Source organism: Cephaloticoccus primus (assembly GCF_001580015.1).
GTDB lineage: Bacteria > Verrucomicrobiota > Verrucomicrobiia > Opitutales > Opitutaceae > Cephaloticoccus > Cephaloticoccus primus.
On record NZ_LSZQ01000028.1, the window covers coordinates 45,284 to 59,025 of the forward strand.

Below are 13,742 nucleotides of genomic sequence, written 5' to 3' on the forward strand. Positions count from 1 at the left end.
CCCACTCGTCCGCCACCATCAGAACAACCGATGAGCGCAGACGCCCAGAGTCGCAGCGGCTACCGCGGACGCCTCGCGCCCTCGCCCACCGGCTACCTGCACCGCGGCCACGCGCACACTTTTTCGCTGGCCGCACAACGCGCACGCGGGGTCACAGCCCCTTTTATTGGCGAGCCAACCTTGTCGGCTCGTCGCGGAAAACTGTTTTTGCGGATCGACGATCTCGACCGCAAGCGCTGCCGCCCCGAGTTCACCCGAGCCGCAATCGAAGACCTGCGCTGGCTCGGCCTCGACTGGGAAGAGCCCATCGTCATCCAGAGCCAGCGGCTCACGCTCTACCGCCAGGCTCTGGAGCAACTCCACGCCGCGGGCCTCATCTACCCCTGCACACGCACCCGCCGCGAAATTCGCGAATATGCCCAAAGCCGGGCCGCCCGGCAAGGTGGGAAACGCGACGAGCACGCAGGCATGCCGCTCCCGCTCGCCCCGGTCTCGCCTCCAGAGCTGCGCTCCGCTATCGGATCGGCCGCGGACGTCCAGGATCACGAGCCGCTCTTCCCCGCGGCATTTCGCCCGCCCGCGGTCGCTGCGGCTTTCACCGATTTGCAGCGCGACGCGGACTCGCCTGCTCGCGTAGCCGTCGCGTCGGCTTTCCCCCTTCCGCCACGACACGAGCCCATCCGCTGCAACTGGCGCTTCCTCACACCCGATGGCGCATCGTTGAGCTTTCGTGACTCTGCGCAGGGCGAGCAACACGCCACCGTGGGGCGCGACTTCGGTGACTTCCTCGTCTGGCGCAAGGACGACCTGCCCAGCTACCAGCTCGCCTGCGTCGTAGACGACATTGCAATGGGCATCACCGAGGTCGTCCGCGGTGCCGATCTGCTGCCCTCCACCTTTCGCCAACTGCTGCTCTACCGCGCACTCGGTGCCAGCCCTCCGGCCTTCTACCACTGCGACCTCGTCCGCGACGAAAACGGCCACCGCCTCGCCAAACGCCACGCCTCCCGCCCCCTGCGGGCGCACTGATTTCCCTCCCACTGCGCGTGGGGCGGTGGCGGGGCGCCACTTCCATTAAATTTGCGATTTTGCTGCGTGCGCTGCGCGCCCGAACAAAATCGCAAATTTAACAGGACCTCCTCCCTGTCGTTTCACGACAGGGGAAGGAGCCTGAATTGCGGATGAAGCGGAAACCCATTTGGGCGCGGCCAAAAAGTTTACGGGTTAAACTCTCACCTGAGCTCCGCTTAGGGAGTTCATTCAACTGTGCGGCTTGTTCGTCGGGCGGAACGCCCGACAGCAAGCCGCACAGTAAATGGGTGCAGGCACCGCCTGCCGCCCCACGCGCAGTGGCGGTCGTTGACCGTTTCATTTTGCGAGGCCCTCGTTGGGGCCTCGTCGAGGGGGGGCTCCAACCTCTTTGACAAGTGGGGCGGGGTGGTCACTGTCCGCGCTCTCACACTTATATTACTCCTATCATGATTAATCTATCTGCACCTGATCTCACTCAACACCCCCCGCGCAGCATGCGCGCCAAGCTCGGCGGCTATGTACACCTGCCGCGCTTGCTCGACAAGGGCCGCGCCGCCAATGCGAACACGCTGGGCTCCTACCAGTTTAACTCGCCCCTCGATCAGCTCTTTTTCGGCTTTGCCGGGATCAATGCCGACGAGTTCAAGGCGCAGCTCGCCACCGGGAAAAGCGACTCCGAGATGCTCGCCTGGATCAACGAGAAGAGCGGCCGCCAGCCCTTCGAGATCAAGGCGTGGTCGGACTGGGTGATCGAAGTCGGCCCGGGCAGCTCGGACGGTCTCGCGTGGTTTGCCGGCGCGCTCAAGGAAGTTGCGCCCAAGCGCGAAGACATCCGCAACTTCGCCGACTTGATCGACCTCGACGACTACGTCTCCTTCGGCGGCAAGGCGTAAGCTCTGGCGCTCACCGGTGCCATTGGGCGGCGGCGGGGATTTACTTCACCGTCGCGCCGCCCGGGCGCCCTCCCTCTTCGCAAGCGGGCCTGCCCTCCGGCGGATTGCCCGCTTTTTTGTTGGCCGTAAAACGGTGCGCGCCTCGACGCGGTGCGAAAATGCGGGCGACGGGGCGAGCCGCCGTGACCAGTCGCAGGGCTCGCGCTGCCCCGCACCTCCCGTCGCCCCCTTGCCCTTTGTCGTTTAGACCGCGTCCGCGTCGGATACCGGCACTTTGACGACGACCTTGTAAACCCGCTCGGGATTCGCGGGCGCCGCAGCCGCAGCCCCCGACGATGCGCGGATGCCGGGCATGTGCCCGTCGCGCGGCGCGAAGACGGCCACATCCCCCGCGCGTAGCCGCAGCCCGCTGCCGAGTGCCGTGTCCGCGTAGAGCGCGAAGTCCTTCTCCGCATCGTAGGGTTGGGTAAGGCCCAGTTTCTCGATGTCGGCCACTTCGGCCCGTTCTTCGCCCGCGACGATTACCTGAATATCGTGGTAACGGCGGTGCGACTCGAAGACGCCGTAGCGCTCGCGCGGCTCGTAGACCTGCGCAATCGCAAAGACACCGCCCGCCAGCTCCTGCCGCTGCGACTCGCCGCTCTGTAGCGCGAAGAGCTGCGCACGCGCTTCGCTGTCTTCGCGAAACAGCGACTCGACGTAGCGAAAAGCTTCCGCAAAGCCCGCCCAACCCACGGTTTGTTCGCGCACGATATCAAGGGAACCAAAGACAGCCATCGCCCACTAAGTGCGGGGCGCCGCACCGGGGCGCAAGCGAGATGCCACACTCGACTACGCTAGTCACCTTCACTCCTTCTGCCGCCAGAAGAAGTCGCCACACCTACGCAGCGCCCTCCATTTTTCTACGGAGCCAGCCGCGCATTGACGCCCACTCGGCCCCTGCCCTGTCTCCTGCACAAAACCCGCCCGCAGCCTTTCATTTCATGCAAAAACTCATCCGCCTTTTCAGCCTGGCCGCCTTGCTCTGCCTGCCGTTTTCAGGAACGGCAATCGCCCAGGCGCCCGCCACAAAGCCCAGCAAGGGCAAGGCAGCGGCCAAACAGTTTGAGGGCAAGGCGACCGTCCGGCTGACCCATGACCAGGTCGGCACGCATGTGCTCAACTACAGCGTGAAGGGCTCGCGCCTGCACACCGAGTTTCAGATCAGCGAAACCGCGCAGGCCACCGCCATCGTTGATCTCGTTAAGGACGAAGTGTTCGTCCTGCTGCCCGGCCAGCCGCTCTACGTCTCGATGTCGCTGGAGAACAGCGCCGAGTTTGCCCTCGGTCAAAGCGTCGAGCAGATCTCGATCACAAAGACCCGCGAACACCAAAAAATCCTCGGCTACCGCTGCGCCAAATACCTTGTGCAAAACCAGGACGACCGCTTCGAGGTCTGGGCCACGGAGCAGCTCGGCAGCTTCATGGGACTGGGGCTGCCACCCGATGCCGAGGCCAAGTTTCACCCCGAGTGGATCGCTGCCCTCGTGGGCAAGGGCTTTTTCCCGCTGCGCGTGCAAAGCCTCCCGGGCAGTAAAAACACACTCACGATAGAGACGCTAAGCGTGGAGCCAGGCGAGCAGCCGGACACGCTCTTCGCCCCGCCAGCCGGTTACCGAAAGTTTCAGATGGGCGGCCTCATCGAAGGACTCCTCGGCAAGCACTGACGGCTGGACGGCACCGACCGGCGCCCCTTACCCCTCTAGCATGAGTGCCCGATTTGGCTGGTGGAGCCGAGACCCCGATCTCGGCAAATACGAAGTCCGCGTCGTCGTCCACGGCGGCAATATCGAGTGGGCACGGCATCAGGGCCACCACACGCCTTGGGAGCCGCACGAGCCCAATGACGAAGACCGGGAGCGGCTTATCGCCGAGGCCGAGCGCCGGCTCCCGCGGCGGCTCCTCACGCAAAAGCAGTTCGAGGAGATCGTACAGCTCAGCAAGCGCACGGGCCCCGGCCGCATCTCCGGCCGCTCCAACCACAAACCAAAGTCGCCCCTATAAGCCCCAAAGCCAGGGGCCCCGCCCCTGTCCTTTCGGTGATGCGCCAACAAGCGGCCAATCGAGGGACAATCCGTGCGCTCAAACAAGAGAGCCTTGCTATCGCCCCTGGCGCCCCAAGAACGTTCCGCCCAAGATGCCCAAAATTGACGTCAACAAAGTCGCCGAAATTCTGAAGAAGAACGAGCTGGAGCCCACCCTGCTGCGCCGCGTGATGGATGAGTTGCGACTCGCCGTGCAGCCCGATCCGGGTGAGGAGGAAAAGCCGCCACCGATTAAGAAGCAGTTCGTCATCCTCGTCTCCGACCCCGAGCAAAAACTCCCCAAGGACGACTTCGTGGGCTGGGTACTGCAAATCCCCGAAGAGGACAACGTCGGCACCACGCCCGAGCGCGTCTGCCGCGCCGCCTACGACTTTAACGATACGAAAAAAGGCAGCCTGCTGCCCGTCTCCACCATCGGCGAAACGCTCGAAAACGTCCCCGCCAAACACTTCAAGGAATACAACACCTGGGTGAAAACGAGGACCCCCGTCCTCGTCGTCCGCACCGACAACCAGATCCCCAAAGAAGTAGTCGAGACCGAACACTTCTAGGTGAACGATCGGGGACACGGCCCAACGAGGCCGTGCCCAATAAACGGGTCGAAGACCCCACTGCGCGTGGAGCGGTGGCGGGGCGCCACGTGCCATTTAATTTGCGATTTTGCCCGTGCGCTACGCGCCCGAACAAAATCGCAAATTTCGCTCTCCCTGTCGCGTTGCGACAGGAGAAGAAGCATCAAATGCGAATGAAGCGGTCACCCATTTGGGCACAAAGAGAAGGTTTACGGGTTAATCTCTCCGGCCCGACCGGAGGTCGGGCTGCCTTCAACTGTGCGGTTTGTGTGTCGGGCCTTCGGCCCGATACACAAACCGCACAGTAAATGGGTGCAGGCACCGCCTGCCGCCCCACGCGTAGTGGAGTCTTCGCCTCTTTACTTGGCCGCAGCGTCGTTGCCGTCGCCGAGGCCGAATTGTTTTAGCGGGAAATCGCGCTCGTGCAGTGCGGTAGTCAGCGCCTGCAAGTCGAGCTGTGCGCCGGGGCCGAGGCCGTGGGCCTTGAACCACCCGCGGTTTACCTCCAAGGCGAATTGCAGGCGGCGACTGCGCGAAGTGACGGGCCGCTCGTCGAACGGGTGCAGCGGGTACACCTCGCGCAAAACGCCCTCGGCATCAAAGAAACCGATGTCCAGTGGCAGCGGCGTGTTGCGCATCCAGAACGACACCTGGTCGGGCCGCAGGTAAACGAAGAGCATGCCCTCGTCTGCGCCCAGCTCGCGACGCTCCATCAGCCCCCGCTGCATCTCCGAGGGAGTGACCGCCAGTTGCAGCCGCAGCGGGTGCTCGCCGACGGAAATCGTAAACCAATCGCTGGCCGTCTTTGGGGCAGCCACACCCGCGCCGGACTCGCTCCCGTTGCAGCCTCCCCAAATCACGGACAGCAAAGCCGCGCACAAAAAGCCGAGGGTCGAAACCAGATTTGCGTTTTTCACAAGCGCGGTGGCTAATCGCCCCCACTGCCACAATCAACCCCCGTTCTCCCAACGTGACCACGACTCGCGCGCCTGCCATCGCCACCAAACCACAACCCGCAGCCGCGCGGAAAAAACAAGTGCGCGCACGCGCGAGCTCCCCGCTCCCCGCGCTGCTCTACACCGATACCGGCACCAGTGCCGACCAGCTCTACTTCAGCCGTGGCGTCCAGGTGCACGATCCCTTCATCGCCTTCGAGGCCGCTGGCAAGCGCTGCACTGTCCAAAGCGCACTGGAGTTTGGCCGCGTAAAAAAATCCCGCTGCTTCGACGAAGTCCTCCCGCTCGAAGAATGGGTCGAGCGAGCGTGGAAAGCGTTTCCCGGGCGCGCCATACCGCCGGGGCCTGCCGAGATCATTGCCACGCTCGCCAAGGCGAAGCGGCTCTCCGGCTTCCGCGTCAGCAGCGAGTTTCCCGCTGGCCTCTTCGTAAAACTGCGCGAGCTCGGCCTCCAGATCGACATTGCCGAGGGGCCGCTCTTCCCCGAGCGCGAAATCAAGACGCCCAAGGAGGCCGCTGCCATCCGCGAGGGGAACCGGCTCAGCTCCGTGGGCTTCAGCGTGGTCGAAGACATCCTGCGCCGCGCAAAAATCCGCGGCCAGCAGCTCATTTTTGAAAACCAGCCGCTCAGCTCCGAGCGGCTGCAACTCGCGATTCGAGCCGCGATTTTGAACGAGGGTGGCCGCGCCGACGACGTGATCGCAGCGGGCGGCGACCAGGCTTGCGACCCGCACGAGTGCGGCCACGGCCCGCTGCGCGCGCACGAGCTCATCATCGTCGATATCTTCCCGCGCGTCATGAAGACCGGCTACTGGGGCGACATGACGCGCACCTACCTGAAGGGCCGCGCCTCCGAAGCGCAGCGCCGCCTCGTCGCCACCGTCGCCGAGGCCCAGCGCGCAGGCATCGCGACCGTGCGCGCGGGCGTCGATGGAGCCCAGGTTCACCAGCGAGTTTTAGACACCTTTGCCGCTGCCGGTTATGAGACCAGGCGCAGCGCCAAAGGCTCGGTCGGCTTTTTCCACGGCACCGGCCACGGCGTCGGGCTGGCCGTCCACGAAGCCCCGCGCGTCAACACCCAGCCCTACACGCTCAAGCAAGGCAGCGTCATCACCGTGGAGCCCGGCCTCTACTACCCGGGCCTCGGCGGCTGCCGGATCGAAGACGTCGTACAAGTCGGCGCACGCGGAGCGAAGCTCCTGTCCTCGCACCCTTACGATTGGGAAATCCGATGATCAAAACGCTCGGCCCTCTGCTCAAAAAAATCGCCGCGCGGCGCATCCTCGTCATCGGCGACGTGATGCTCGACCACTACATCTGGGGCGACGCCACGCGGATCTCGCCCGAGGCACCAGTGCCCGTCGTGGACATCGCGCGCGACACCTGGACGGCAGGCGGCGCGGCCAACGTCGCGCTCAACATCGCCTCGCTCGGTGCCACCTGCACGCTGGCCGGGTTTGTGAGCGACGACGACGCCGGACAGCGGCTGCGCCAGATCCTCGGCGAACACCGGATCACCCTGCTGCCCACTCCGGGCAGCGGCAGCACCATCCTGAAAACCCGCGTCCTCGTGCAGCGCCAGCAGCTCTGCCGCCTCGACCGCGAGTCGCCGCCCGCCGCCTATCAATTTCCGGCCAAAACTGCCGAGGCACTCCTGCGCGAGGAGATCGCCGCAGCCGATGCCATCATCCTGAGCGACTACGCCAAGGGCATCCTCACCGATGCGCTCGTGGCCAAGGTCAGCCAGCTCGCACGCGCCGCCGGAAAGTTCGTCGCGCTCGACCCCAAGCCGAAGCGCAGACTCAAGTTTCGCGACCTCGACCTCATCACGCCCAACCGCCGCGAATCCTACGAGCTCGCCGGACTGGAGCCCGCCCCGCACGAGCCTTATCCGGCGGAGGAAATCTGCCGCCGCATCCACCGCGCGCACGGTACGCGCCACCTCGTCATCACGCTCGGCGAAGACGGCCTGCTGCTCAGCACGGGCGGTAAAATCACCCGCACGATACCGACCGCCGCACGCGAGGTTTTCGATGTCTCCGGTGCAGGCGATACCGCGCTCGCCAGCCTCGTGCTCGCGCTGAGTGCGGGGGCCGTGCTGGAGGACGCCGCACACTTCGCCAACACCGCTGCGGGCATCGTCGTCGGTAAGCTCGGCACGGCTCCAGTCACCGCCGCCGAGCTTCGTACCCTCGCCACGCCGCGTTGATCCGCACCATGGGCACAGTGAAAACCCTGTTTCTGGATCGGGACGGCACGATCATTTACGACAAGGACTACCTCGCCGATCCTGCGGGAGTGGAGCTGATCCCGGGCGCGCGCGCTGCGCTGCACGAGGCGCAATCGCGCGGCTACCGGCTTTTCCTTTTTACCAATCAATCCGGCATCGGCCGCGGCTACTACACGCTGGCCGATGTCCATGCCTGCAACCGCCGGATGCTCGAGCTCCTCGACCTCGGCCCCGAGCTGTTTACCGAAATCTGCATCGCGCCGGAGGCCCACAGCGAGCCGGAAGACAGCCCGCGCGCGAACCAGGTTTTTAGAAAGCCCTCGCCGCGCTTCATCCTCGAAATGATCGCGAAATACGCGCTCGCCCCCGAGCAGTGCTGGATGGTCGGCGACCGCGAGAGCGACATCGAAGCGGGCCTGCGCGCGGGGATTCACAGCGTCGCCGTCGCCACCGGAAAATACAACCTCGACGAATGGCGCGCGCGGTTGCCCGCCCCCGCCACGCTGCACGCCGACTTGCTCGGCTTTGTGAACAGCCTCGCGGCGCACCACACACGCGACCGATGAAGCACCCGCTCACCGCAAACGCATCGCTCGCCACGGCTCCCGCCATGCCCACTCCACCCGATCAGGCCGCCCCGGACTCGCCTCACGCCGTGCCGCGTTTTCCCAAAAAACAACGGCTCGACGAAGTCCTCGTCGCGCGCGGGCTGGCGGCCTCACGTGCGCAGGCCAAGGCGCTGATCATGAGTGGCCGCGTCCTGCACGGCACCGCGCGGCTCGACAAACCCGGGAAAGAAGTCGCGAGCGACATCGAGCTCTGCGTCGAGCAGCCCCCGCGCTTCGTCAGCCGCGGCGGCGAGAAGCTCGCTGCGGCCCTCGCCCACTTCGCGATTGATCTGCGCGGGGCGCACCTCCTCGACGTTGGCGCCTCGACCGGCGGCTTCACCGACTGTGCGCTGCAAGCGGGTGCGGCGACGGCCGTGTGCCTCGATGTGGGCCGCGCCCAGCTCCACGCCAAACTTCGCGCCGACCCGCGCGTGACCAACCTCGAAAAGGTAAACGCCCGCCACCTCGCTGCTGGCGACCTGCCGCGCAGCGAGTTCGACGCCATCGTCATGGACCTGTCCTTCATCTCGCTGTGCGCCGTCCTCCCCGCAGTGTGGCCCTTCCTACGCGCGGGCGGGCCGCTCGTCGCGCTCGTCAAACCCCAGTTCGAAGCAGGAAAAGCCGAGGTCGATAAAGGCCGCGGCGTCATCCGCGATCCCGCCGTGCAAGACGCCGCGCTCCAGCGCGTGCGCGACTTCGCGCTCGCCGAGCTGCCGCTCGCCGAGCTCCTCGGCCACATCGACTCGCCGATCAAAGGCGCCGATGGCAATCGCGAGTTCCTCCTCGCCCTGCGGAGGCGGGGAGCCGCGGACTTTCGCGCTCGCGCGACACCATGAAGCACGCAGAGACTTTGTCCGTTGGAGAGATGGTCCCCCCTCCACCAACACGTACGCCGCAAAATAAACCAGTCGCCCCCAAGCCCGAATCACGCCGACGGGCCACCAACGAGCGGCCCGCAAAATAAAAGAGTCGAAGACTCCATGAAGCCCTTACGAAAAATCGCCTTCGTCATTAACAAGGAGAAAGACGGCGCGAGCGAAGTCGCCCGCGAGCTCGTCGCGATCACCCGCGCCGCCGGAGTCGCCCTCAAGCAGACGACCCGCTGCCCGATCCCGCGCGGCTATCTGGCTGGCTGCGACGCGTGCTGCGTGGTCGGCGGCGACGGCACCCTGCTGGGCGCCGCCCGCGAGGCCGCTCGCGAGCAAGTCCCGCTCATCGGCGTCAACCAGGGCAGCCTCGGCTTCCTCACCACCTTTTCGGCAGACGAAGCGCGCCAGCTCTTCGCCGAGCTGCTCGCGGGCCGCTTCCACGTCGATCACCGCGCCATGCTCGATTGCTCAACCGGCCCGGGCCTGCACGACCTCGCCCTCAACGACGTACTTGTCAAAAGCCAGGCCAACTCGCGCATCGTCCGGCTCGAAGTCTGCGCCGACGGCGAGCTCGTCACGACCTACACCTGCGACGGGCTCATCTTCTCCACGGCCACCGGTTCCACCGCCTACAACCTCTCTGCTGGCGGCCCGATCATCCACCCCGATGCGGGCGTCATCGTCATGACGCCCATCTGCCCGCATACGCTGAGCAACCGCTCCATCATCTTTCGTCAGGAAGTACGGCTGCGCGTGATCAACCGCACGCAAGACTGCCCGCTGCTCGTCGCCATGGATGGACAGCTCGACCTGCGCGTCGGCATGGGCTCGCCCATCGACATCTGCCTCTCCAAGCTGCAACTCCCGCTCGCCCACCGCGACGACTACTCGCACTTCGCCGTCGTCCGCACAAAACTCAAATGGGGCGGCGAACTCGTAAATAAACCGAACTAGGCGCAGCGCAGCGCCCCACACAGCAGAAGGGGCGCATCAGCAAAGGGCAGCCCACCCAAAAAAAGTAAGTTACACGGTGGCCTCTCCCCACCAAGCCCGAGATCCCGACGGCTGGACAGGCCGCCAACGGGCGACCTGCAAAAAGAAAGGGAGACGCGAAAAAGGCGGCCGTTGACCGTTATTGCTGGCGGGCTTCGACGGCGACGACGCTGCCGTTTTCAAAAATCACACGCAGGGCCTCATCGACCGCGCCGCGACCGTAGTTGCCCGTGCTTACGCCGATGCCGCCCGAGGTGTGCGTGCCCCTGCCCCAGCCGCCGCTGCTGCGCCCCAGACCAAAGCCGACTGACACCATCGGCCACTTGCTCGACTTGCCCGAGTAGGCCCAGATCTCCGCCTCGCCCGACTCTGTCTTGTGCGTGTACATGCGCGTCGGCTTGCCCAACGCCACGAGGACTTGCGGCTGCGTAAAACCAAGGTCGACCTGCCCCGCCCGCACCTTTTCGCGAACCTCCACAGGCCACGAATCGAAGGCCTCCTGATTTTTGCTGATGCGGCTCTCCAGCGTGGCGCAGCCAGAGAAAATCAAGGCCGCAGCGCACAAGGAAAACAGGGAGAGAAAGCGAGACGGGAGCGATTTGTCTTTCATGGGTGACAAGCGTTGCAAAGCGCACGCTGTGCCGCACTGAATCGCCCGCAAGCCCGAAACCCGGGGCCACCTTTACCGCAACTCTTGACCCACACTGCTCACCAAGCGCCGCCATGAAGTTCACTATCGCCATCGGCTCCGACCACGCTGGTTTTCGCTACAAGGAAGCCATCAAAGCCATGCTTCTGGAAGAGGGACACACCGTGCGCGACTATGGGACTGACTCTGCGGAACAGAGCTGCGACTACCCCGACTACTGCTTCCCCGTGGCGCGGGCGGTGGCGGCGGGCGAGGCCCAGCGCGGCATCGTGCTCGGCGGCTCGGGTAACGGCGAGGCAATGAGCGCCAACCGCGTGAAGGGCGTGCGCTGCGGCCTGTGCTGGAGCGAACAAGTCGCCATCTGGAACCGCGCCCACAATGACGCGAACTGCCTCTCGCTCGGCGAGCGCACGATCTCGCTCGACGAGGCGCTGCGGATCGTCCGCGTGTGGCTGGCGACTGAGTTTGAGGGCGGCCGCCACCTCCCCCGAATCGAGAAGCTCGATGCGCTCGCTTAGGTGAGTCTGTCCCGCTGCGCGTGGAGCGGTGGCGGGTCGCCACTGCCATTTACCAAGCCGCTTGCTCGTCGTGCGTTTCGCACGACGAGCAAGCGGCTTGGTGGGAAATGCCCGATCTCCGATCGGGAAAGCAGTTTAACCCGTAAATCGATTTACACCGGCCAAATGGGTACCCGCTTGGCCAATTTTTTTCGCTGACGGGCAAACTATGGCCCCACGCGCAGTGCGCACTCTGCGCGCAGCTTTTTTCTAGTGGCGCACGGGTTGGGGCTTCGCCAGCGTCGACCGCCAGTTATGTTGCCCACTACACCAAAGCGACTGGAGGCGCGCGACCTGCGCCTTGAGGACTTGGAAAACCGCCGCACCGAAACCCTGCTCCAGCTCTATGCGTGGATGTATCTGGCGCGCGCGACCGACAACCGCATCCTGGAGCTGTTCCGCCAAGGCCTGATCAAGGGGACAGTCACGGGTGGCCAAGGGAACGAGGGGCTCATCGTCCCGCTGACGCTGCTCGCCGACAAGGCGCGCGATGTCGTCTCGTTCACCCACCGCGATTTGGGGGGGCACCTGATCTGGAGCGGACACCTCTGCGAGCATCTCAATCAATACTTCGCCAACGCGCAGAGTCCGACCAAGGCGCGCGAGGGCAACGTCCACCACGGCGATCCCGCCAATCGCTCGCTGCCCATGATCAGCCACCTGGGCACGATGATTTCCAACGTGCTCGGCGCTACCGATGCGCAGCGGCGCGCGGGCCAGCCCGCGGTGGGCTTCGCGTTTTTCGGCGACGGCTCCTCAAGCACGGGCGACGTACACGAATCGCTGAACCTCGCCTCGCTGCTCGGGCTGCCAGTGGTCTTTGTCATCGAGAACAATCGCTACGCCTACTCGACACCGACCGAGGAGCAATACGCGGCAGGCGTGGAGCTCTGGCAGCGGGCGGCGGGCTACGGCATGGAGGGCTTCGCGGTCGATGCGACCGAGCCGGAGGGCTTCTCCAAAGCGCTCGGTACGGCGATTGACAAAGTGCGCACGACGAGCCGCCCGATCCTCGTCGAAGCGCACACGCTGCGCCTGCGCGGCCACGCCGCCTACGACACTTGCGACTACCTGAAACCGGGCGAGAACGACGCCTTTCATGCGCAGGACCCGCTGCCGCGCTTTCGCGCAAAACTGTGCGGCGAGCTCGGCGACGAGGCCGAGCTGCGCGCGATCGAGGCCGAGCTCGACGCCTATCTGGAGGCCTGCGTGAAGCACTCGCTCGCCATCCCGCGCCCGAAGGCGGGCGACATGTTGGCGGAGGTTTTTGCCCCGACGCCGCGCGCGCCCGCCGAGCAAATCGCGTGGGCGCCGACACCAGCCGAGCCGCAGCCGCTCAACTTCGCCCAAGCGATCACCGCTGCGCACCGCAAAATCCTGAGCGAACGGCCCGAGTCGCTCGTCCTCGGCCAGGACATCGGCCGCTACGGCGGTGCCTTTAAGGTCACCGAAGGGCTGCTCGAAGAGTTTGGGCGCGCCCGCGTGTTTAACACGCCGCTGGCCGAGAGCGCCTGCACCGGCTACGCGATCGGACTGGCCCTGCGCGGATATCGGCCAATCGAAGAATTTCAGTTTGCCGATTTCGCGACGGAGGCGGTCACCCAAATCACGCAAAACGCGGCGACGCTCTTCTTCCGCGGCGGAGCGGCTTGCCCGCTCGTGCTCCGGCTGCCCTGCGGCAGTGTGCAGCTCGGCTCCTTTCATTCGCAGGAGCTGGAGTCGGCCTTCCTCTCTTTCCCCGGGCTCAAGGCCCTGTACCCGAGCACGCCGCAAGACGCCTTCGACGCCCTGCTCGCCGCCTATGAAGACAATAACCCGGTGCTCCTTTTTGAAAACAAAGCGCTGTACCGCTGCCCCAAAGAGCCGGTCGCGTGGAACCCCGACTTCCGGAAAATCTGGGAGCCCAAGCAAGTGCGCACGGGCGAGGCTGCGACCCTCGTCAGCTACGGCGAAGCGCTGCGGCGCACGGAGGCCGTCTGCGACTACCTCGCCGATGAGTACGACATCGCGCTCGACCTCTTCGACCTGCGCGCGCTCTCGCCGCTGCGGCTGGACACGATTGAGGCCTCGCTGCGCCGCACGGGCCGCCTCGCCATCATCCACGAAGGCCGCCGCAATCACGGCTTCGGCGCGGAGCTGCTCGCGCGGTTGACCGAGGCCCACTTTGCCCAGCTAAAGGCCGCCCCGCTGCGGATCGCCTCGCTCGACCTTCCGGTTCCTTTTGCCGGAGAGCTGGAGCACGTCTACCGCCCGCAACAAGACGCCGTCATCGAGCGCCTCCTCCAATGGATCGGTTAAA

15 protein-coding genes are annotated in these 13,742 nt (G+C 65.2%); 12 read left to right on the forward strand and 3 right to left on the reverse strand.

The window, feature by feature from the left end; translation table 11 throughout:
• Nucleotides 1-30: 30 nt before the first annotated feature.
• Both AXK11_RS03135 and AXK11_RS03140 read left to right on the forward strand, forming a co-directional pair.
• Nucleotides 31-1,029, forward strand: a complete 999-nt coding sequence (locus AXK11_RS03135) for a glutamate--tRNA ligase family protein (protein WP_068629234.1) — start codon at nucleotides 31-33, stop codon at nucleotides 1,027-1,029.
• 449 nt (nucleotides 1,030-1,478) lie between these two features.
• A complete protein-coding gene (locus tag AXK11_RS03140; protein ID WP_068629237.1) occupies nucleotides 1,479-1,925 on the forward strand; it encodes a DUF5069 domain-containing protein in 447 nt (148 codons plus the stop codon).
• Nucleotides 1,926-2,168: 243 nt separating this feature from the next.
• On the opposite strand, the gene AXK11_RS03145 is transcribed toward AXK11_RS03140, so the two are convergent.
• Nucleotides 2,169-2,702, reverse strand: coding sequence for a NanQ anomerase/TabA/YiaL family protein (locus tag AXK11_RS03145; protein ID WP_068629239.1), 534 nt, complete (start codon nucleotides 2,700-2,702; stop codon nucleotides 2,169-2,171).
• Between the two features lie 206 nt (nucleotides 2,703-2,908).
• On the opposite strand from AXK11_RS03145, the gene AXK11_RS03150 reads away from it, so the two are divergent.
• The 3 genes from AXK11_RS03150 to AXK11_RS03160 all read left to right on the forward strand — a co-directional run bounded on the left by AXK11_RS03150 (nucleotide 2,909) and on the right by AXK11_RS03160 (nucleotide 4,560).
• A complete protein-coding gene (locus AXK11_RS03150; RefSeq protein ID WP_068629241.1) occupies nucleotides 2,909-3,631 on the forward strand; it encodes a DUF4412 domain-containing protein in 723 nt (240 codons plus the stop codon).
• Between the two features lie 40 nt (nucleotides 3,632-3,671).
• A complete protein-coding gene (locus AXK11_RS03155; RefSeq protein ID WP_068629243.1) occupies nucleotides 3,672-3,968 on the forward strand; it encodes a hypothetical protein in 297 nt (98 codons plus the stop codon).
• Nucleotides 3,969-4,101: 133 nt separating this feature from the next.
• Entirely contained in the window at nucleotides 4,102-4,560 is a 459-nt protein-coding gene (locus AXK11_RS03160; protein ID WP_068629245.1) for a hypothetical protein, read from the forward strand.
• 380 nt (nucleotides 4,561-4,940) lie between these two features.
• Here the strand turns inward: AXK11_RS03160 and AXK11_RS03165 are convergent, their stop codons facing one another.
• A complete protein-coding gene (locus AXK11_RS03165) occupies nucleotides 4,941-5,498 on the reverse strand; it encodes a DUF192 domain-containing protein (RefSeq protein WP_231865739.1) in 558 nt (185 codons plus the stop codon).
• 53 nt (nucleotides 5,499-5,551) lie between these two features.
• Here AXK11_RS03165 and AXK11_RS03170 point away from each other — a divergent pair, with 53 nt between their 5' ends.
• The 5 genes from AXK11_RS03170 to AXK11_RS03190 all read left to right on the forward strand — a co-directional run bounded on the left by AXK11_RS03170 (nucleotide 5,552) and on the right by AXK11_RS03190 (nucleotide 10,198).
• The gene (locus tag AXK11_RS03170) at nucleotides 5,552-6,772 is read left to right on the forward strand and encodes a M24 family metallopeptidase (protein WP_231865740.1); all 1,221 of its coding nucleotides are present in this window, start codon (nucleotides 5,552-5,554) and stop codon (nucleotides 6,770-6,772) included.
• Nucleotides 6,769-7,746, forward strand: a complete 978-nt coding sequence (locus tag AXK11_RS03175) for a bifunctional heptose 7-phosphate kinase/heptose 1-phosphate adenyltransferase (protein ID WP_068629246.1) — start codon at nucleotides 6,769-6,771, stop codon at nucleotides 7,744-7,746. Before AXK11_RS03170 ends, AXK11_RS03175 begins: the two co-directional genes overlap by 4 nt.
• Before the next feature lie 17 nt (nucleotides 7,747-7,763).
• Nucleotides 7,764-8,333, forward strand: coding sequence for a D-glycero-alpha-D-manno-heptose-1,7-bisphosphate 7-phosphatase (locus AXK11_RS03180; protein WP_197456776.1), 570 nt, complete (start codon nucleotides 7,764-7,766; stop codon nucleotides 8,331-8,333).
• A 44-nt stretch (nucleotides 8,334-8,377) separates the two neighbouring features.
• On the forward strand, nucleotides 8,378-9,211 hold the full coding sequence (locus tag AXK11_RS03185) for a TlyA family RNA methyltransferase (RefSeq protein WP_231865741.1): 834 nt from the start codon (nucleotides 8,378-8,380) through the stop codon (nucleotides 9,209-9,211).
• A 144-nt stretch (nucleotides 9,212-9,355) separates the two neighbouring features.
• Nucleotides 9,356-10,198, forward strand: coding sequence for an NAD(+)/NADH kinase (locus tag AXK11_RS03190; RefSeq protein ID WP_068629251.1), 843 nt, complete (start codon nucleotides 9,356-9,358; stop codon nucleotides 10,196-10,198).
• A 178-nt stretch (nucleotides 10,199-10,376) separates the two neighbouring features.
• Here the strand turns inward: AXK11_RS03190 and AXK11_RS03195 are convergent, their stop codons facing one another.
• On the reverse strand, nucleotides 10,377-10,847 hold the full coding sequence (locus tag AXK11_RS03195) for a hypothetical protein (protein ID WP_068629253.1): 471 nt from the start codon (nucleotides 10,845-10,847) through the stop codon (nucleotides 10,377-10,379).
• 113 nt (nucleotides 10,848-10,960) lie between these two features.
• On the opposite strand from AXK11_RS03195, the gene rpiB reads away from it, so the two are divergent.
• Complete coding sequence (gene rpiB / locus AXK11_RS03200; protein ID WP_068629255.1) at nucleotides 10,961-11,404, forward strand: ribose 5-phosphate isomerase B; 444 nt, start codon at nucleotides 10,961-10,963, stop codon at nucleotides 11,402-11,404.
• Between the two features lie 294 nt (nucleotides 11,405-11,698).
• Nucleotides 11,699-13,741, forward strand: coding sequence for an alpha-ketoacid dehydrogenase subunit alpha/beta (locus tag AXK11_RS03205; RefSeq protein WP_068629258.1), 2,043 nt, complete (start codon nucleotides 11,699-11,701; stop codon nucleotides 13,739-13,741).
• Nucleotide 13,742: the final 1 nt, after the last annotated feature.

What these genes read in the sequence shown, in the direction of transcription:
- AXK11_RS03135 (WP_068629234.1), top strand. Translation starts at nt 31, where the DNA reads ATGAGCGCAGACGCCCAGAGTCGCAGCGGCTACCGCGGACGCCTCGCG.
- AXK11_RS03140 (WP_068629237.1), top strand. Translation starts at nt 1,479, where the DNA reads ATGATTAATCTATCTGCACCTGATCTCACTCAACACCCCCCGCGCAGC.
- AXK11_RS03145 (WP_068629239.1), bottom strand. Translation starts at nt 2,702, where the DNA reads ATGGCTGTCTTTGGTTCCCTTGATATCGTGCGCGAACAAACCGTGGGT.
- AXK11_RS03150 (WP_068629241.1), top strand. Translation starts at nt 2,909, where the DNA reads ATGCAAAAACTCATCCGCCTTTTCAGCCTGGCCGCCTTGCTCTGCCTG.
- AXK11_RS03155 (WP_068629243.1), top strand. Translation starts at nt 3,672, where the DNA reads ATGAGTGCCCGATTTGGCTGGTGGAGCCGAGACCCCGATCTCGGCAAA.
- AXK11_RS03160 (WP_068629245.1), top strand. Translation starts at nt 4,102, where the DNA reads ATGCCCAAAATTGACGTCAACAAAGTCGCCGAAATTCTGAAGAAGAAC.
- AXK11_RS03175 (WP_068629246.1), top strand. Translation starts at nt 6,769, where the DNA reads ATGATCAAAACGCTCGGCCCTCTGCTCAAAAAAATCGCCGCGCGGCGC.
- AXK11_RS03185 (WP_231865741.1), top strand. Translation starts at nt 8,378, where the DNA reads ATGCCCACTCCACCCGATCAGGCCGCCCCGGACTCGCCTCACGCCGTG.
- AXK11_RS03190 (WP_068629251.1), top strand. Translation starts at nt 9,356, where the DNA reads ATGAAGCCCTTACGAAAAATCGCCTTCGTCATTAACAAGGAGAAAGAC.
- AXK11_RS03195 (WP_068629253.1), bottom strand. Translation starts at nt 10,847, where the DNA reads ATGAAAGACAAATCGCTCCCGTCTCGCTTTCTCTCCCTGTTTTCCTTG.
- rpiB (WP_068629255.1), top strand. Translation starts at nt 10,961, where the DNA reads ATGAAGTTCACTATCGCCATCGGCTCCGACCACGCTGGTTTTCGCTAC.
- AXK11_RS03205 (WP_068629258.1), top strand. Translation starts at nt 11,699, where the DNA reads ATGTTGCCCACTACACCAAAGCGACTGGAGGCGCGCGACCTGCGCCTT.